This window comes from Dokdonia pacifica, from assembly GCF_900188275.1.
GTDB classification, from domain to species: domain Bacteria; phylum Bacteroidota; class Bacteroidia; order Flavobacteriales; family Flavobacteriaceae; genus Dokdonia; species Dokdonia pacifica.
The window spans coordinates 47,138-65,900 of the sequence record NZ_FZNY01000012.1 but is presented as its reverse complement, the minus strand read 5'-3'; the positions used below and the strand labels follow the sequence as shown (position 1 = coordinate 65,900).

19 protein-coding genes are annotated in these 18,763 nt (G+C 33.0%); 10 read left to right on the top strand and 9 right to left on the bottom strand.

Annotation, left to right across the window (positions count from 1 at the left end; genetic code table 11):
* Positions 1-2 precede the first annotated feature (2 nt).
* The 3 genes from CHB80_RS23170 to CHB80_RS23160 form a co-directional block, all read right to left on the bottom strand.
* Entirely contained in the window at positions 3-935 is a 933-nt protein-coding gene (locus CHB80_RS23170; protein ID WP_089373908.1) for a DUF1835 domain-containing protein, read from the bottom strand.
* A 64-nt stretch (positions 936-999) separates the two neighbouring features.
* On the bottom strand, positions 1,000-1,329 hold the full coding sequence (locus tag CHB80_RS23165) for a translation initiation factor (protein WP_089373907.1): 330 nt from the start codon (positions 1,327-1,329) through the stop codon (positions 1,000-1,002).
* A 5-nt stretch (positions 1,330-1,334) separates the two neighbouring features.
* Positions 1,335-2,285, bottom strand: coding sequence for an isopenicillin N synthase family dioxygenase (locus CHB80_RS23160; RefSeq protein WP_089373906.1), 951 nt, complete (start codon positions 2,283-2,285; stop codon positions 1,335-1,337).
* 166 nt (positions 2,286-2,451) lie between these two features.
* Here CHB80_RS23160 and CHB80_RS23155 point away from each other — a divergent pair, with 166 nt between their 5' ends.
* Positions 2,452-4,455 (top strand): alpha-ketoacid dehydrogenase subunit alpha/beta, encoded by a 2,004-nt coding sequence (locus CHB80_RS23155; protein ID WP_089373905.1) that lies wholly within the window; start codon positions 2,452-2,454, stop codon positions 4,453-4,455.
* Positions 4,456-4,510: 55 nt separating this feature from the next.
* On the opposite strand, the gene CHB80_RS24480 is transcribed toward CHB80_RS23155, so the two are convergent.
* The 5 genes from CHB80_RS24480 to CHB80_RS23140 form a co-directional block, all read right to left on the bottom strand.
* A complete protein-coding gene (locus CHB80_RS24480) occupies positions 4,511-4,699 on the bottom strand; it encodes a hypothetical protein (RefSeq protein WP_143337234.1) in 189 nt (62 codons plus the stop codon).
* A gap of 166 nt (positions 4,700-4,865) precedes the next feature.
* Complete coding sequence (locus CHB80_RS24475; RefSeq protein ID WP_143337233.1) at positions 4,866-5,054, bottom strand: hypothetical protein; 189 nt, start codon at positions 5,052-5,054, stop codon at positions 4,866-4,868.
* A gap of 170 nt (positions 5,055-5,224) precedes the next feature.
* Complete coding sequence (locus CHB80_RS23150) at positions 5,225-5,410, bottom strand: hypothetical protein (protein ID WP_089373904.1); 186 nt, start codon at positions 5,408-5,410, stop codon at positions 5,225-5,227.
* A gap of 182 nt (positions 5,411-5,592) precedes the next feature.
* Entirely contained in the window at positions 5,593-5,796 is a 204-nt protein-coding gene (locus tag CHB80_RS23145) for a hypothetical protein (RefSeq protein WP_089373903.1), read from the bottom strand.
* Between the two features lie 474 nt (positions 5,797-6,270).
* Complete coding sequence (locus tag CHB80_RS23140) at positions 6,271-7,887, bottom strand: vitamin K epoxide reductase family protein (RefSeq protein ID WP_089373902.1); 1,617 nt, start codon at positions 7,885-7,887, stop codon at positions 6,271-6,273.
* A gap of 314 nt (positions 7,888-8,201) precedes the next feature.
* Here CHB80_RS23140 and CHB80_RS23135 point away from each other — a divergent pair, with 314 nt between their 5' ends.
* The 8 genes from CHB80_RS23135 (at position 8,202) to CHB80_RS23100 (ending at position 15,573) form a co-directional block, all read left to right on the top strand.
* Positions 8,202-9,323, top strand: a complete 1,122-nt coding sequence (locus tag CHB80_RS23135; RefSeq protein WP_089373901.1) for an NAD(P)/FAD-dependent oxidoreductase — start codon at positions 8,202-8,204, stop codon at positions 9,321-9,323.
* Complete coding sequence (locus CHB80_RS23130; protein ID WP_089373900.1) at positions 9,320-10,030, top strand: methyltransferase domain-containing protein; 711 nt, start codon at positions 9,320-9,322, stop codon at positions 10,028-10,030. The genes CHB80_RS23135 and CHB80_RS23130 overlap by 4 nt, the downstream gene beginning before the upstream one ends.
* A complete protein-coding gene (locus tag CHB80_RS23125) occupies positions 10,027-11,079 on the top strand; it encodes a type III polyketide synthase (protein WP_089373899.1) in 1,053 nt (350 codons plus the stop codon). The genes CHB80_RS23130 and CHB80_RS23125 overlap by 4 nt, the downstream gene beginning before the upstream one ends.
* Positions 11,080-11,086: 7 nt before the next feature.
* On the top strand, positions 11,087-11,881 hold the full coding sequence (locus CHB80_RS23120; RefSeq protein WP_089373898.1) for an enoyl-ACP reductase FabI: 795 nt from the start codon (positions 11,087-11,089) through the stop codon (positions 11,879-11,881).
* On the top strand, positions 11,878-12,312 hold the full coding sequence (locus CHB80_RS23115; protein ID WP_089373897.1) for a 3-hydroxyacyl-ACP dehydratase FabZ family protein: 435 nt from the start codon (positions 11,878-11,880) through the stop codon (positions 12,310-12,312). Before CHB80_RS23120 ends, CHB80_RS23115 begins: the two co-directional genes overlap by 4 nt.
* Positions 12,309-13,586, top strand: coding sequence for a beta-ketoacyl-[acyl-carrier-protein] synthase family protein (locus CHB80_RS23110; RefSeq protein ID WP_089373896.1), 1,278 nt, complete (start codon positions 12,309-12,311; stop codon positions 13,584-13,586). The genes CHB80_RS23115 and CHB80_RS23110 overlap by 4 nt, the downstream gene beginning before the upstream one ends.
* A gap of 16 nt (positions 13,587-13,602) precedes the next feature.
* Positions 13,603-13,851 carry a phosphopantetheine-binding protein gene (locus CHB80_RS23105; protein ID WP_089373895.1) on the top strand — a complete coding sequence of 83 codons (249 nt, stop codon included), beginning with the start codon at positions 13,603-13,605 and terminating at the stop codon, positions 13,849-13,851.
* Positions 13,852-14,151: 300 nt separating this feature from the next.
* Positions 14,152-15,573, top strand: a complete 1,422-nt coding sequence (locus CHB80_RS23100; protein ID WP_089373894.1) for a helix-turn-helix domain-containing protein — start codon at positions 14,152-14,154, stop codon at positions 15,571-15,573.
* Positions 15,574-15,580: 7 nt separating this feature from the next.
* Here CHB80_RS23100 and CHB80_RS23095 read toward each other — a convergent pair whose 3' ends face one another.
* Entirely contained in the window at positions 15,581-16,339 is a 759-nt protein-coding gene (locus CHB80_RS23095) for a hypothetical protein (RefSeq protein ID WP_089373893.1), read from the bottom strand.
* A gap of 113 nt (positions 16,340-16,452) precedes the next feature.
* Here CHB80_RS23095 and CHB80_RS23090 point away from each other — a divergent pair, with 113 nt between their 5' ends.
* Positions 16,453-18,273: a tetratricopeptide repeat protein gene (locus tag CHB80_RS23090; RefSeq protein WP_089373892.1), complete on the top strand. Its 1,821-nt coding sequence runs from the start codon at positions 16,453-16,455 to the stop codon at positions 18,271-18,273.
* The last annotated feature ends 490 nt before the right edge of the window (positions 18,274-18,763 follow it).

The window sequence follows — 18,763 nt, the reverse complement described above, 5'->3', positions numbered from 1 at the left end:
AGTTAGACTTTTGTAATTTGATGTGAATCCTTATTGTAGGTATATGCATATTTTGAAACGCCTCCAAAGTAACATTCCTTGTGTAGCCCAGGTGCTGGCATTTGTTCACCTTTAATTGCATTTTCTCCTTTTTGATTGACAACTAAAACCCCTTCTTTATGCTCATAGTAGGAATGTAATCTTTTTATCATTTTGGATATTTGCGTGTCTCCATAGCCATAATATCCTTGATAATTGAGAACATATCCACATAGTTGACGCTCGGATGTAATTTGGTGTTTCTTAAGGAGTTTTAAAATATGTAATTCTAAAGTATTTAATCCAGAATGTTCTTCTGGGAAACGTTTTTTATGAGCACTAATACAGTTAGATAAATAGATAAAACTACTATCTTTTGCTAGTATAGGCTGTAATTGAGAATGATCGTCACTACAATATAATCTCCAGATTTTATCAGATAGTAGTAAGTCATTACCTGTAAGTAATACTTTGCTTTTATAATGATCTAGTAATTGCTTTTCTGTAATTTCAGATAATCCTTTTAACTCTTTTTCTCCAGAAATACGCCCGCTACAAACAAGATAGATAGGTTTTTTACACTCTCGTTGTACTAAATAACTTATGCATGCCATCATGTTGATATGACAAAAGAGATCGTATTCAAACCATAAGACTAACTCATCATATTCTTGAAAGTTATTAATGAGTTCTAGTTGAGAGCCAAATATCTCATCGTATCTAGAGGTGTCAATATCATAATCTTCCTTCAGAAATGCTTTTCGGGCATTTTTAAAATGTTGATCTCCTACTTTATAAGTAGTTTTTCCTTCGCAAAGCATCTCTCTCCAAACGGCAAAATCTCCTTTAATTTGAAGTTTTAATAACCAATCGTTAAGGCTGTCACCATTTGTAATATGAAGTGTTTTAGTGGTCAATACGTATGTTTTTATAATCGTTTTTGTGGTTGAAGAAATATGTTTTATTACTAGAGACTAGAGACTATCCACCCACACGCTTTACTTTAAAACCTTTGTCTTTAAGGAAGCTCATGATTTTATCGCGGTAATCTCCTTGTATAATGATTTGATCATTTTTAAAACTCCCACCTACACTCAGCATTTTTTTTATCTCTTTGGCAAGCATTTTAAAATCACTATCGGCACCTGTATATCCTTCTATAATGGTAATAGGTTTCCCTTTGCGTTTTTCATATTTGCAAATAAGCGGGTCATCCTGCATCCATAGCATATCTTCTGCCTCTTCTTGAACTTCAGACTCAGATGGGGTATGATCTGGAAACAGGTTTTTAAGTTGATCTTGTAAATCCATTATTGTTATTCTTTAATCAACCCAATTTCTACAAGGCGTTGGTGTAAAAACTCTCCTGCGGTAATATCATCAAATGCTTTTGGATGCTCTTCAGAAACACAGGCATCTAAACAGTTTAATTTCATATCACTACGCGGATGCATAAAAAACGGAATAGAATATCGAGGGGTATCCCACTGCTCTTTTGGGGGATTTACTACTCTATGGATCGTAGAACGTAATTTATTATTGGTATGACGTTCTAACATATCGCCTACATTAATCACCAATTCGTCTTCATTAGGAATGGCATCAATCCATTCTCCATCTTTACGTAATACTTGTAATCCTCCTGCAGAGGCTCCCATTAAAAGAGTAATTAAATTGATATCTCCATGTGCTCCAGCTCGTACCGCTCCTTTTGGCTCTTCGGTGATAGGTGGGTAATGTATAGGGCGTAAAATACTATTACCATTACTTGCCCAATGATCAAAATAGTGCTCGTCTATTCCTATATAAATAGCAAGGGCTCTTAATACATAGATACCTGTTTTTTCAAGCATACGATAGGCTTCCATCCCAGTTGGGTTAAAATTTGGAAGCTCATTTACAAGCACATTATCTGGATATTCTTCAGCAAGATTTGCATCGGCAGATGGCTCTTGTCCAAAATGCCAAAATTCTTTTAAATCTCCTTCTTTCTTTCCTTTTGCATGTTCTTTTCCAAAAGAGATATATCCTCTTTGCCCAGCAAGTCCTTCAATTTCATATTTTAATTTTTCTTCTACTGGAAGTGCAAAAAAGTTTTTTACTTCTGTATATAAACTATCTACCAGCGCATCGTCCAAAAAATGATTCTTTAAAGAAACAAAGCCTATTTCTTCATAAGCTGTTCCTATTTCTTGAACAAATTTTTGTTTTCTATTGGGATCATCACTTAAGAAATCTGCGAGATCTACACTTGGGATATTATTCATTTTTATAGTCTTAAATAGGTGTTAGACAAAGATACAAATTTTAGTAGGGTTGTATACGCTTTCGCGAAAGCGTATAACATAAAAAACACTATTGATTAATTTTTAAATAAATCGTTTCTATTGTTACTTATTTTTCTACATTTGATTTGATCTTACATATCTAAAAATGGCAACAAAAACTACAGCTAAAGTTCATTTTGATTACGACCGTACATCGCTTACGGATGAAATGCTTTTACAATTATATAAAGCCATGCTTACTCCTCGATTAATAGAGGAGAAGATGCTTATTTTATTGAGACAAGGTAAAATTTCTAAATGGTTTGCGGGTATTGGTCAAGAAGCTATTTCTGTGGGCGTTACCACAGCAATGCGACCAGAAGAATACATCCTTCCGATGCATCGTAATCTTGGAGTTTTTACAACAAGAGAGATTCCTTTGTATCGCTTATTTGCGCAATGGCAAGGGAAGGCAAGTGGTTTTACAAAAGGGCGTGACCGTAGTTTTCATTTCGGAACACAGGAATATAATATTGTAGGTATGATATCTCATTTAGGACCTCAATTAGGAGTAGCAGATGGGATAGCCCTCGCGCATAAATTGCGTAATGAAAAAGCTGTTACTGCTGTCTTTACTGGAGAAGGAGGTACAAGTGAAGGAGATTTTCACGAAGCATTAAACGTCGCTTCTGTTTGGCAATTACCTGTATTGTTTTGTATAGAGAATAACGGCTATGGGCTTTCTACACCTACTAGCGAACAATATAATTGTGAGAACTTAGCAGATAGAGCTTTAGGATACGGTATGGAAAGCCATATTATAGATGGAAATAATATTTTAGAGGTGTATACCACAGTGCAAAAACTTGCAGAAGATATTCGTAAGAATCCAAGACCCGTATTATTGGAGTTTAAAACCTTCAGAATGCGAGGTCATGAGGAAGCTAGTGGAACAAAGTATGTTCCTAAAGAACTGATGGAGACTTGGGCTAAAAAAGATCCAATAGAAAATTACAAACAGTATTTGCTAGAATTAGAAGTGCTTACCGAGGCAATACACGATGAGATGGCTTCTCAAATAAAAGAAGAAATCACTAAAAATCTAGATATAGCATATAGTGAAGAGGCAATAATTCCAAATTTAGAAACAGAACTTACGGATGTATATGCGCCTTTTACATATTCAGAAATAAAAGCTGGGACAGCAACAGAAGAACTACGTTTAATAGATGCTATTTCTCTTGGTCTTAAACAATCTATGGAACGTAATGATGATACGGTCATTATGGGGCAAGATATTGCTGAGTATGGTGGGGTATTTAAAATTACAGATGGTTTTGTAGAAGCATTTGGAAAAGAACGAGTACGTAATACACCTATTTGTGAGAGTGCTATTGTAGAAGCAGCTATGGGACTTGCTATAAATGGGAAGAAAGCCATTATGGAAATGCAATTTGCAGATTTTGCAACTTCTGGTTTTAACCCTATTGTAAATTACTTAGCAAAATCACATTATCGTTGGTCACAAGCAGCCGATGTGGTAGTGCGTATGCCTTGTGGAGCAGGTGTGGGGGCAGGACCTTATCATTCGCAAACCAATGAGGCTTGGTTTACACATACCCCTGGACTTAAAGTGGTATATCCAGCATTCCCATATGATGCAAAAGGATTATTAGCAACTGCTATAGAAGATCCTAACCCTGTGTTATTTTTTGAGCATAAGGCTTTGTATAGAAGCATTCGTCAAGATGTACCTACAGAGTATTATACATTACCTATAGGAAAAGCTGTTACATTAAAAGAAGGAAATGATGTTACGATTGTTACGTATGGAGCTGGAGTGCATTGGGCTTTAGAAACACTGGAAGAAATAACTGTTTCTGCTGATCTCATTGATTTAAGAACTTTACAACCACTAGATACAGAGACAATTTTTACATCGATTAAAAAAACAGGTAAAGTTTTATTACTTACTGAAGATTCAGGTTTTGGAAGTGTGATGTCTGATATTTCTGCGATGATTTCTGAAGATTGTTTTGAATTTTTAGATGCTCCTATACGTCGTGTGACAAGTTTAGATACACCAGTACCTTTTGCTGGGCAATTAGAAGAACAATACCTTTCTAGAAAGCGTTTAGAAGATAGTCTAAAGGAACTTATAGCGTATTAAAATACTATTCAAACTTGACATCATACATGCCAAATTTGAATAGTATATTTAATTCTTAGTAAGGTATACAACCCCAAGAACTAGAACATTCTCCAGGACAAGAACAATGTCCTTGGTAATAGCAACGAGCTCCATTAGGTCTACCTGCACAATTACCATTACAAAGTTTTGCACCTCCATTTACTTCTTTTTGTTGAGCTTTGTTTAATGACGTTGCTCCTTTTAAATTCATTAGTTTTTTCATGAGATAAAAATTAAGTTAGTTATTCCTGAATAATTAAAGACACTCAGGTTCATGTCTATCTTTTATAAGATTTTAAAAGAATGTTGCTTTAAGTATCTTATAAGGAAAACTAACATTCAAACTTTGGTAGCGTTACCTAAGTTTGAATGTTATAGATTGCATTATCTTACCAAGGGATACATTCTCCACTTATACAATCTCCAGGACAAGAACAATGACCACCCATATAACAACGAGATCCATTTGGTCTTCCAGAGCAATTACCATTACATAGTTTGCGAAGTCCTCCATTTACTTCTTTTTGTTGCGCTTTGTCTAATGACGTAGCTCCTTTTAAATTCATTAATTTTTTCATGAGATAAAAATTTATGTTAGTTAATCCTGAATAGTTTAAAGACACTCAGGGTCATGTCTATATCGATAGTTTTTTGATGGTTGTATATAAATGGTTTGAAAGTCTTATATAGCCATGAAAAAAACATTCAGAACTATATTACTTAGTTCTGAATGTTTTTAGATCTTATACTATAATGGAAGACATCCTCCGCCTAAACATACGCCAGGGCATAAACAATGACCACCGGCATAACATCGTGATCCTTGTGGTCTTCCGCTACAATTACTTGAGCAACCTATTCTAGCTCCATTTACTTCTTTTTGTTGCGCTTTGTTTAATTCTTGAACTCCTTTTAGATTTTTTAAACTTTTCATAATTCTAATTTTTTTGTTTGTTACTATTCCCTATTATTTTAAGACATCTGGAATCGCAATGTCTGTATCTTCAAGATGAATGTATATTGAAGTAATAGATCAAAAAATATGATTGATTAAGTGATTTCTAGTGGGTAATAAATTAAACCGTCATAGATTGTTAATTCATTACCCTAAACCTTTTAATAAGGAATACATCCGCCTTCAAAGCCGTGAGAACTTGAAGAGCATTCTCCTGGACAACCACAGTGTCCTTGGTAATAGCAACGAGCTCCATTAGGTCTTCCAGCACAGTTACCATTGCATAGTTTTGCACCTCCATTTACTTCTTTCTGCTGTGCTTTATCTAAAGCTACAGCTCCTTTAAGATTTTTTAATTTTTTCATGATAATAGAATATTGTGTTAATAATTCTGAGTATTTATAGACATTCAGATAACTGTCTATTCCTTTGTATTATAGGGATTAACAAAATAGTCTATGCGAGAATGCAAGATTTGCATTCTTATGTATTATATATAAGGTTGTATTTGAAAAAAGAATATATAGCGTACTATTAGAGCAGCTATAAATGATACATCTGTTTCTCCTTCAGGATGAGTCTGAAAAGTGTTCTTTCTTTCTTTTTAAGAGTACTAAAAGAGTGTACCCTATGATGGTTTTTTAACTTCTTCACAACAATAAAAATATTAAGTTAATAATCCTGAACATTTTAAAGACACTCAGGAATGTGTCTATGCGTTTGTATTATAGGGATTAACAAAATATATTTTATTCAATATCAAGTAATTAAGTTTTAAAATTAATAAGTGATTAAACATTTATAGACATTTAATCGTATGTCTTTAATATAATATACGTTTAGGAAGTCATCATTGGACTATCTATTTCTTGACTTTGTTGTTGCTCAATGAGATCTTCTATAAATAATGGTAAATCATTTCTATCGTACTCTCTTGGGAATTGATTTCCTTGTATATAAAGAGCCGGAGTGAAGTTAATATTGTTTTGTGTACACCACTCTTTTTGAGCACTGAGAACATCACTATAATCAGTATCTAAAGCTTGCTGTTTTTTCAACCATTGTTTTAGATCAACATCACTTTCATATACTTCATGCATCATTTTAATACATGCAAGTTCACCTTCGGTATTATAAGCATGTATTAAACGAGAAGTTACTTGGAACCCTTCGCCTTCAGTATCTTCTACATTTACATTAAATCGAACAATAACTTTGATATCATTACTCGTCTGTTTTAATATGTTTTCAATATCTGTATGTGCTTGTTTACAGTAATAGCATAAAGGACTTGTTACTAGTACAACTTCTAATGAAGCATCTCTATTACCTAGTACAATCTCTTTCGGAAGTTCAAGATCATTTGTAATGCTATCGTTCTCTTTTAATAACGTATTGAAAATAGAGAAGTTTCTCTTGAATTTATTACTTTCTATTTTTAATTTATCTAATGCTACCTTTTTATGTAATAATGGTTTTATCATAAACCATAAACTCACAACAATAACAATACTTAGTGCATAAAGCACAATTTCTTCTAAACCTATAGACAAGAAAGCAGTACTATTTCCTGTTACAAGCGCAGCTACTGCTTGAAGTATAAGAACAGAAGCGATACCTAAGCATAATGGACACCATTTCTTCAAAACACTACCTTGATAGTAGATAGAGTATAAAACAAATGGGATTGCTAAAAATGACAATGCAACGATAACCCCATTAATAGAAATACCTCCTAGTAATGAAAAACAATATACGAGTGTATAACTTGCAAATGCTATAATACTAGCATCACTAAGCGTTAATAAACCTCCTATTTTTGCTCCTTTAGAATTTAAAACAGCATCACAACTTGTTTTTTCAGAGAGATTACAAATACTGGCTGTACTACTAGATTCTAATCCTAACGAATGTCCTACAATAAGTACTCCTAAAATTAATCCAATAGCGCTTAAAAAGTAGTGAATGCCTTCAAATACTAACGCTTTATTTAAAAGTGCAATTCCAACACCTAATGCTATAATTATAAATGCCCACTGCCATATTTTAGAAGCATTAGATCCTTTTTCTTCCCGAATAGTTTCATCTTTCTCTACAGCAACAATAATACCATCCCATACCTCAAAAAATGCATCATTAGATATCGTTTTTATCTGTTTGTGATCTGTATAGACATTAATAGAACTCCCTTTTTTTTCAATAAATGCTAAGTGCATTCCCTTATCACCATTCACATTCGCTATAAAAGTTGGAGGCAATTGATCTAATGTATCTTGATCTGTAGGTACTTGTAAAGCAAGGTTAGGAACCCCAAAGTGCTTTAAGACTCCAGTTAATGCGTGTAAACTTGGATAAGAAGGGTGACTTAATAATTGAAGTTTTAATTCTTCTTTGTTCAGTCTAATCTTATTAGTAACTAATAATTTGTCAAGAATATTAAATAATTGATCCTGCATGTATATTTTGATGTATGTATAGTGTTAATATTGAGTCTCTAATTTACATTTTATTTTGTAAAAAAAAATCAATTTTTCTGTTTTATGTTTAAAATATGCTAGTTTTAAAGTGTTATTTATCAAATAATTAACAAAATTGACTAAAAATTGCGAATTTTATATTAAATGTTGATTACTAAAAAGTTATGCTTTTTGGTTGATTTATACACTCATATTTTTCTAAACAATAGATTCAGAAAAGATGGATGACTATGTTATCTTTAGTGTAATTCATTAGTATATTAACGACTACTTTGTATGATGTGTAACTATATATGAATCAAAAACAAATCAAGGTTTTAATTGTTGGAGGTGGTCTTGCAGGACTCACAAGTGCTATTCATCTCGCAAAAGAAAACATTAACGTTGTTCTCATAGAAAAAAACACCTACCCAAAACATAAAGTTTGTGGAGAATATGTATCTAATGAAGTCTTTTCTTATTTAGAATCTCTGGGTGTTCACCCCTATAACCATCAAGCAAAAAAGATTGAAAAATTTCAATTTTCAAGCCTATCTGGCAATACATTAGATATTACACTTCCTTTAGGAGGATTTGGTATCAGTAGGTATGCCTTAGATGAGATAATGGTAAAAAGAGCTATAGCTTTAGGTGTTGAGGTAATACAAGCAACAGTTGCTCATATACTTTTTAAAGAGAATCATTTTCAAGTAATTACAAATGACCATCAAGAATATATAGCAAATTATGTAATTGGAGCCCACGGAAAACGGAGTAATTTGGATAGTACGCTTTCGCGAAAGTTTATAAAGAAAAAATCTGCATGGCTAGGGGTAAAGGCACATTACAAATCAGATTTCCCTGATGATTTAGTAGCACTTCACAATTTTAATGGTGGATATTGTGGATTATCAAAAGTCGAGACAGGCAATGTAAACGCATGTTATCTGGCTGATTATAAGTCATTCAAAGCATATAAAAACATAGAGGAATATCAACAAAAAGTACTCTACAAAAACAAAGCCCTTAAATCCTTTTTTGAGAATAGTCAAATTACATTTCAAGCACCAGTAGCTATAAGTCAAATATCATTTGACAAAAAAGAACCCGTTCTTAACCATATATTTATGGTAGGTGATAGTGCTGGTTTAATACATCCATTATGTGGTAATGGGATGGCAATGGCAATCCATAGTGCAAAGATCATTTCTAGTTTACTCACAACACAGAAAGTAAATACATATAGCCGATTAGAATTAGAACAACAATACACCAAACAGTGGAGTCATACATTTCAAAAAAGACTTAAAGTAGGACGTTGGATACAAAATGCACTGCAAAACAAAAAAATAACGCGTATGGGAGTATCTATCGTAAGTACTTCACCATACCTTCTTAAAACAATTATTAAATCTACACACGGTACACCTTTATGAGAAACTTGACCTATAGAGCTACCGAAAGAGAACTTATGGATGATCCAGATATTTCTCTATTAGATTTAAAAGAAGCGCTTTATGATATTTCTAAAACCAATAGAATGCTAGGGGGTAATCGTATTACACTAAAAGCATTAAGTAATATTTTTAACGAAAACCCATTAAAAAAGCAATGGACTATCGTAGATGTAGGATGTGGAGATGGAGAGATGTTACGTCTTATTGCAGATTATTTTACATCTGAAAATTTAGAGATAGAACTTATAGGTATAGAGATAAGCGAGCAAAGCATCGTAATGGGTGAAGAAATGTCTCATTCCTATAAAAATATACGCTTTTTGAAAAAAGATATATTAAAAATAAATCATACGTCTTTTCATTGTGATATTATCATATGCACATTAACATTACATCACTTTAAAGATCAGGAGATTCTCTCCTTTATGAAACAATTTGTAACATTAGCGCAAGTTGCTGTTGTTATAAACGACTTACAAAGAAGTAAAATCGCTTATCAGTTATTTAGATTATTTAGTCGTATTTTTATCAAGAGTCATGTAGCTAAAAATGATGGACTTGTATCTATAGCAAGCGGATTTAAAAAACATGAACTAAAAAAAGTTGCACAACAATTGAAATTAAAACATTCTGAGATTACTTGGAAGTGGGCATTTCGATACCTGTGGTTAATTAAGACCCTATGAATGTAAAAATTACGACTGTAGCAAAACAACTTCCGCAATACCACAGAACTACCGATGAAATTATTCCTTTTCTTGATGTTTGGTTACACGAACAGGACGATCGTTTTAAACGAAAAGTAAAAAAGATTTTTGGAAATGCAGCGGTAGATAAACGGTATAGTATTATGTCTCCAGAAGAAGTATTTACAGCAACCAGTTTTGAAGAAAAAAATGATATTTACACACGCGAAGTTGTAAAACTAGGGGAACAAGTACTTAAAAAAGCACTTACAAAGGCAAATTGGGAGTCACAATCATTAGATTATATTATTACAGTAAGTTGTACAGGTATTATGATTCCATCTTTAGATGCTTATTTGATTAATAGCTTACAATTAAGACAAGATATTGTACGCTTGCCAGTTACAGAAATGGGCTGTGCAGCAGGTGTTTCTGGTGTGGTATATGCCAATGAGTTTTTGAAGGCAAATCCAGGAAAGAGAGCCGCTGTAATTGCTATAGAAAGCCCTACAGCTACATTTCAACATACAGATTTTTCTATGGTAAATGTAGTGAGTGCAGCCATTTTTGGAGATGGAGCCGCCTGCGTTTTATTATCTTCAAAAGAAGAAGATACGGGGCCAGAAATAGTAGATACAGAAATGTATCATTTTTATGATGCACAACACATGATGGGGTTTAAGCTTGTAAATACAGGATTGCAAATGATACTTGATCAACAAGTGCCAGAAACAATAGCCCAACAATTCCCAGATATTATACATCCTTTTTTAGAAAAAAATAAACTAAATATTCAAGATGTAGCGCATTTGATTTTTCATCCTGGTGGACGAAAAATTGTGGAGACCGTAGAAGATCTTTTTGGTAAATTGGGTAAAAATATAGAGGATACCAAGGAAGTCCTACGTTTATATGGAAATATGAGTAGTGCTACGGTATTATATGTTTTAGAACGATTTTTAGATAAGAAGTTGCCTAAAAATGATATCGGGATTATGTTAAGCTTTGGACCTGGATTTTCAGCACAACGGGTTTTATTAAAATGGTAAATAATACATGACCACACAACAGGATTATATTGGTAAATGGGCAGTCATTTTAGGGGGCAGTAGCGGTTTAGGACTAGCTACCGCACAAAAGCTTGCAAAGGAAGGAATGCATATTTGTATCGTACATCGTAGTAGGAGAAGTGTTTTAGCAGTTTTTGAAGAAGCAATGAAGGAGATGAAATTATCTGGTGTACAAGTAATTGCATTTAATACCGATGCTTTAAATGCTGAAAAACGAACACAGGTAGTTTCAGAGCTTTTAGAAATAGTAGGAACATCCCAAGTAAAATCACTTATTCATAGTGTGGCAAGAGGAAACCTAAAACCTTTATATAGTGAGGAAGGAACGGTGTTGAGTAATGACGATTTTATGCGTACGGTAGACGCGATGGCCATCAGTTTATATGATTGGGTATCCGCTTTCGCGAAAGCGAACTTATTTTCACCAGATGCGAGAGTGATTGCATTTACTAGTGAAGGAAGTCGTAAAGCTTGGAAGCAATACGGCGCTGTGGCAGTCGCTAAAGCAGCATTAGAGAGTATTACACGGAGTATTGCCTTAGAATTTGCACCAGTGCATATCAAAGCAAATTGTATTCAAGCGGGAGTGACAGATACAGAAAGTTTGCGTTTAATACCAGGAAGTGATGTAATGAAAGAAAAATCAATAGAGCGAAACCCATACGGTAGACTTACACTTCCAGAAGATGTAGCAAATGCAGTATACTTGTTGTGTAGAGATGAAGCGTCTTGGATTAATGGTGCTGTTGTGCCTGTAGATGGAGGAGATCATATACGATGAAAACGGAAGAGATCATAGCGTTATTGCCCTATACGGAGCCTTTCTTATTTGTAAACGAGATAGAAGAGGTTACTGAACAATATATTAAAGGAACGTACATATTTAAAGAAGAATCTTATTTTTATAAAGGTCATTTTAAAGATTTTCCAGTTACCCCTGGTGTTATCTTAACGGAATGCATGGCGCAAATAGGACTCGTCTGTTTAGGCATATACCTACTAAGAGATAAAACATCCTTGCACACCATGCAGGTGGCTTTTACAAATGCCGATGTTTCTTTTTTAAAACCGGTATACCCTAATGAAAAAGTAACTGTTATTTCAGAAGTAGATTACTTTCGGTTTAATAAATTAAAGTGCCATGTAAAATTATATAATCAAGCTAATGAGTTGGTCTGTCAAGGCAAGTTAGCAGGAGTTTTTAAAGTATGAGTAAACAAAGAGTAGTGATTACTGGATTGGGAGTATGTGCACCAAATGGAGTAGGAATTCCTGCGTTTACCGAAGCTATTAAAAATGGAATTTCTGGAATACGATTTCAACAACAACTTGCCGATTTAAATTTTGGGTGTCAAATTGCTGGACAACCAGAAATCCCAGATGACTTATTAAAAGAATATTTTACCCCCTTACAACTAAGGGATTTAGAGGCTACAGGAATTACATATGGTATGATTGCTGGTGTAGATGCATGGAAAGACGCTGGACTTGCGATTACGGATAAGGATACTGTAGATTATGATAGCGGGATCATTTTTGGAACCTCTCTCCTTGGCGTTGAAAAGTTTAGGAAAGCTATTTATCTTACAGATGAAGGAAAAGTAAAACGTTTAGGAAGCACTACAGTGATCCAAACGATGGCAAGTGGTATAAGTGCTTACTTAGGAGGTTATTTGGGGTGTGGGAATCAAGTAACCACCAATTCTAGCGCATGTACTACGGGAACAGAAAGTATCTTGATGGGATATGATCGAATTGCAAATGGATATGCAAAACGTATGCTTGTAGGTGGTTGTAATGATGCAGGACCCTATATATGGGGCGGATTTGATGCCATGCGTGTACTTAATAAAAAACATAATGATCAACCAGAGCAAGGAAGTAGACCGATGCAAAGTGATGCTGGTGGTTTTGTACCAGGAAGTGGGGCAGGAGCTTTAGTATTGGAAAGTTTAGAAAGCGCTCTTTCAAGAAATGCGACTATTTATGCTGAAGTATTAGGTGGTGCTGTTAATAGTGGTGGACAACGACAATCTGGGAGTATGACAGCTCCTAATAGTATTGCCGTACAACATTGTATTAAAGATGCGATGAAAAACACGGCTACACATCCTCAGGATATAGATACTATCAATGGACATCTTACTGCAACAGGAATGTGTCCTACCGAAATAAAAAATTGGAGTGACGCATTAGGAAGATCTGGTGAAAACTTCCCATATATTAACTCTCTTAAAAGTATGACAGGTCATTGTTTAGCTGCGGCTGGAAGTATAGAAACTGTGGCTACTATTTTAGAATTACAACATGGAATGGTTTTTGGAAACATAAATTGTAATGATATTCATCCAGACATTACAGCTATAATAGCAAAAAGTAAAATACCCAATAAAACCATTCATAAAGAAATACATATAGCGGCAAAAGCAAGTTTCGGATTTGGAGATGTAAATTGCTGTATGTTATTTAAAAAATATAACTCATAAACAAAACTAGATGACTATGAATACAGATAACTATGATGCATTAAAAAAGATTATTAAAATTTATTTACCTGAAGATGTTTCTGTAGATGATATCACACCTAATAGTCATTTAATTAATGAGTTGAATATTAACTCTGCAAATTTAGTAGATGTAGTCTTAGATGTAGAAGATCATTTTGATATTACTATAGAAGATGATGAGATTGAAAAAATGGATACTGTAGCAAGTGCCTTAGAGATTATTAGTCAAAAAGTTGCTAAATAGAGAGTTAGAAATACGTCATTTTACTGACATTTTGAAGAAATATGACATGTTTAATTGAAACTATTGCAATTTTAACACTTATTTAAACCGACTATAATTTACTTCTTTATTTTTCGCATCCGACAAAAGTTTACTTTTTAAAATGTTGATTTTGAATTATTTGTGTTTTTTCGGATTGTTAAGGTAACTTTTAAAATTCATGAATACCAATGTAAACTTTTATCGGTGCATACCGTATTACTTGGTTATGTACGACAATTTTGTACCTTTAGATTGTTCATATACATAATACCATCCGATATGCAAGTCCTTAAAAATATTCTTAGAACCGTCTTTTTACTCTTATTCTTCTTTAGTATCTCTAGTTTTACTACTAGTGATATAGTATTGAATGATACTCAAGTTTCAACGGATTCTCAAACAACACAAGCTGCTATTTATAAGAACGAGTCATTAGAGTGTGCAAGAATTGGAGAAGCAGGACCGGCGGTAGAAAATCTTAGAAATTATATACTTGCTACAGGAGACTTTGAGATATTAAATAATAGTGCTTTTGAGTATATATATGCCGATGCTGGTTTTATTGAATTAAAGGAAAAGTATCAAGTAAAATTAGGAATGAGTTCATTCTTTTATTTGTATGTAGGACTTATTGGATTTTTTATTGCAATTGTATTGAACCTTAGAAGAAGAACAGACAGAGTAGCTAACGGGCTTATTGGGCTATTTGTACTGATGCATTCTTTCTTTTTAATCCATACGACTCTCTTTATAAGTAATTTTACTTTAAACTATCCTCATACACAAAACATGTCGACATTCTTGTCATTTATGTATGGCCCAGTTTTATATTTCTATTTTAAGAGAATTACAGAAAATTATAAATTTAAAAAGTCTGATTTAGTTCACCTATTACCAACACTTGGATTTATCATAGTATTTATTCCAATCTATACCTTATCTGCCGAAGAGAAATTAAAAGTAATGTTAGGAGTAGGACAATATGAGACACATCCTTATATAGAATATATAACATCAATAAAGATTGCTTCACTTTTAGTGTATGGCTATTTTACCTATAAATTGTATCGTAAAAATGCTAAGAAAGCAGCCAAGACATCTCCTAAGAAAGTAAGACTTCAGCGTACGATTATGATCATTCATACAGTATATGCAGTTTCGTATATTCTATATGCATATATTTTCATTCAAAATGAAAACTTTAAAGATGCGGCTTCGAGTATTCAATTTGTGGCAATGTCATTCTTAGTATTGTATGTTGGATATATTGCATATGCAAACCCTCAAGTACTTGTAGGAACTGTTCAGGCAGTTAAAAAGAAGATTGTTAAGTATAAAAACTCTGGTTTAACACCTAGTTTCTCTAGTGAGCTTAAAGAAGAATTAGTGCGTTTACTTGAAGTTGAGAAAGTATATCGTCAAAACTCTATTAAACTTGAAACGATAGCAGAAAGATTAGGTACAACACGTCACAATGCTTCACAGGTAATTAATGAGCATTTTGGACTGAACTTCTTCGAATTGATCAATAAGTATAGAGTAGAAGAAGCTATGGAATTATTAAGGTCTAATAGTGAAAACCTCAATATTATTGATATTGCTTATGAAGTAGGTTATAATAATAAAGTGACTTTTAATAAATCTTTTAAGCGTTTTAGTAATTTGACTCCTTCGCAATTTATGAAATTAGAAAGGGCGTAATAAAAGCCTATTCTATTTGGTAGTCTTCATATTCATATGAGGCTCTTAGATAAGTTGGGTTTTGTGAAGCATCTGTTCTATAACTTTTACGCTTTCGCGAAAGCGTAAACCCATTTACTTCTATCATTTTTTCATTGATAATGAGACTGTAGTGATCTGATGTTTGTACCCAATATCCTTTCCAAGATAGATCCTCTTCATCATAATAATGTCTCCATATATCTTTAGAGCCTTCAAAAGTAACTTTTAATACATGACAAGGCATTTCTTGAAATGTTGTAATTCCTTCATAAGTAAGCGAGGCAGAAGGGTTATCAAGGGTATATGGAAGTCCTACTACAAAAGTTGCAGCATTTAGTTTTGATTGTAGTTGATTTGATGTTATTAAGGTATCAGATACCCCATTTTTAATTTGATAAATCGCGCTGTCCGAACGATGTATTTCATATAGTGTGTCTCTTTCAATCCAAGTTACTTCACGATTAATCCCGTTTATAAAGTCATAGATGTGATTTTCTTTACGGTCTATTTCTATCGATCCATCTTCACGATATAGTTGAAAAGATTTTTTATAGGACATCTTTTCTATAGAGTTCCACGCATCTTTACCTCCATTTTTATCCATAACAGCTTGCAGTAAAGATGTTCCTGTATACTCAGGTTCTTGATCAGGTAAGATATACCCGATAATCTTAAAGAGAATAAAACCAATAATTGCGATTCCTATGATATAAATAAATACATCAGATTTGTTTTTTTCTGCCATGATTCATTTTTGGTTAAATATACTATAATTGCTTTTCCTGTCTGTTTTTTATAAATTGTATAGCATATAAGCTATAAGGTGTCTAAATATAGCTATATAATACCCAACTAAAAATGTCAAAAATCATCACATTATTGTGTTGTGTTTTTGTGCTGCCTAATTTTGCGCAAGAATCAACATATGATAGTTTGCAACAGGTCCTTGCGAGAAGCAAAGATCCAAGTGAACTAGCTAATGCTCATTATGCTATTAGTGCTTCTTTTTCATCAGAACAGATAGATTCTTCACTTTTTCACCTCAGAAAAGCATATCAAATAGCAACGCATAATACGTTAGACTCTATCCGTCTTGTGTCTTCTGTAAGTTTAGCAAAAAAATATTACCATGAAGTATCAAATAAAGACTCTACTTGGTATTATATGTCAATAGGAAACAAGATAAATGAACAGTTACAATCTAAAAACAGTATGTATAGTCTTAATGCACTTAAAGCATATGTACTGGAAGGTGATGGTAAATTTGCAGAAGCAATTGAACTCCATATAAAAAACATTCCTATAGCAGATAGTCTAAAAGATGCTAAGAAAAAAGCATATGCATTTTCTGGTATTGCAGACGTATATAGATTGCAAGGTAATGGTAAGAAAGCTGTAGAGTATATGGAATTTGCTTCACAAACAGCAGCTACACTTGATGATAGTTATCTGAATACAAAATTTGCAATGTCGTTAAATCTAGCACTAGCTTATGATGTCAATGATCAACGAGAAGAAGCAGTAGCGCTTCTTGAGGCTACTATTCCTATAGCTATTAAAGACAAGCCATTTAGTGAGGCACTTATCTATCATAATTTAGGTAGGTCCTATATTATAAGTGGGAAGTATGAAGCTGCCGAAACATATTTAAATAAGGCGCTAAATATAGATGCTTGGTCTACTATTCCTAGACGAAAATTAGCATCTTTAAAAGAATTAACAACGCTTTATACAGCAATAAATCATTATGATGAAGCTGTGAAATTTGGAGAACAAACCTATGACCTAGCATGTCAGCTTGAACTTCAGTATCATCTTGAAGACGCAACTCGTAATCTAGGAGAGGCATATGAACTTTCTGGAGATTTTAAAAATAGCGTTCGATTAAAAAATGAATATATAGCGATTGTTCAAAATATTTTTGATGAAGATAAGAATAGCATTATGCTAGAGCTAGATGCAAAATATCAAACCAGTCAAAAGGAACAAGAGATTCAACAGCTCATATCACAAAATAGTATCCATAGGAGGAATACTATCATATGGATATTAGTAAGTCTTTTGGTGATCTTGTTTTTTTATTACAATAGATTTTATAATAGGAAGAAGAATACATTTTTATTAAAACAGAAAGAATTAGAAATTACTTCAGAAAAAGATCGTAATGCTCTTATTGAGTTACGTCTTAAGAATGAGAAAATATTTTCTAAACAACAACAACAGGAGAAAGAAATAATAGCACTTGAATTGAAGTTGAAAGAAAAAGAACTCACTACAAATGCAATGTCGTTATTACAACAAAAAAAGCATTACGAGTCCCTTGTAGAAAAGTTGAATGATATTCGTCACACAAGTGAAGATAAAGATGCGAGTTCTAAAATCACAGCAATTATAAATGAAACCAAAGCCTCATTAGCAAGTTATAATTGGGAAGAGTTTCAACATGTTTTTGAAAAAGTTCATGTAAATTTCTACCATAACTTATTAAAAAAGTTCCCTACAATTACATCTAATGAAAAAAAGATAAGCGCTTTTTTAAGGTTGGGATTATCTACAAAAGATATATCAGCTATTACAAATCAAACACCCCATAGTATTCTGATTGCCAGATCACGACTACGTAAAAAACTAGGGCTTTCTAAAGAGCAAAGTTTGACAAAGTACATTAGTACATTTTAAGAATTGTATATAGATTGTATAGGTGCTTTTTTTTCTCTTGTATATACATTGTATATATGTTTTTTAAGGTATATAATGAATGGATGATTACATTTATACCAATCATGACTATAGGGGTTTACAGTAGTATGATAATTCCCCAGGAATTCATATAAACTTATATAATCACCATATGGTTGTTTAATTACAAGTAGGACCATAAAAAGATTTGGGGAAGTTTATAAAGAAGTGGAACACTTGAATTTGGGGTTTAAGTGTGTTAATGATTTGTATATAACTAACTTCTTGGGGAATTTATACGTTATGGTTGTAGTAATAGCTAACCATACAAAATGTGATTTATTGATCCCGCTTTAGAGCGGGATTTTTATTTTAAAATGAAACCTATAATTCTAATGTTTGTAGTGTGTTAAAAACAATCAACAGTTATGAGCATAAAATTGTTGATTACTTCTCTTTTGTCAGGTTTTATAAGCGCTTATGATGTCTT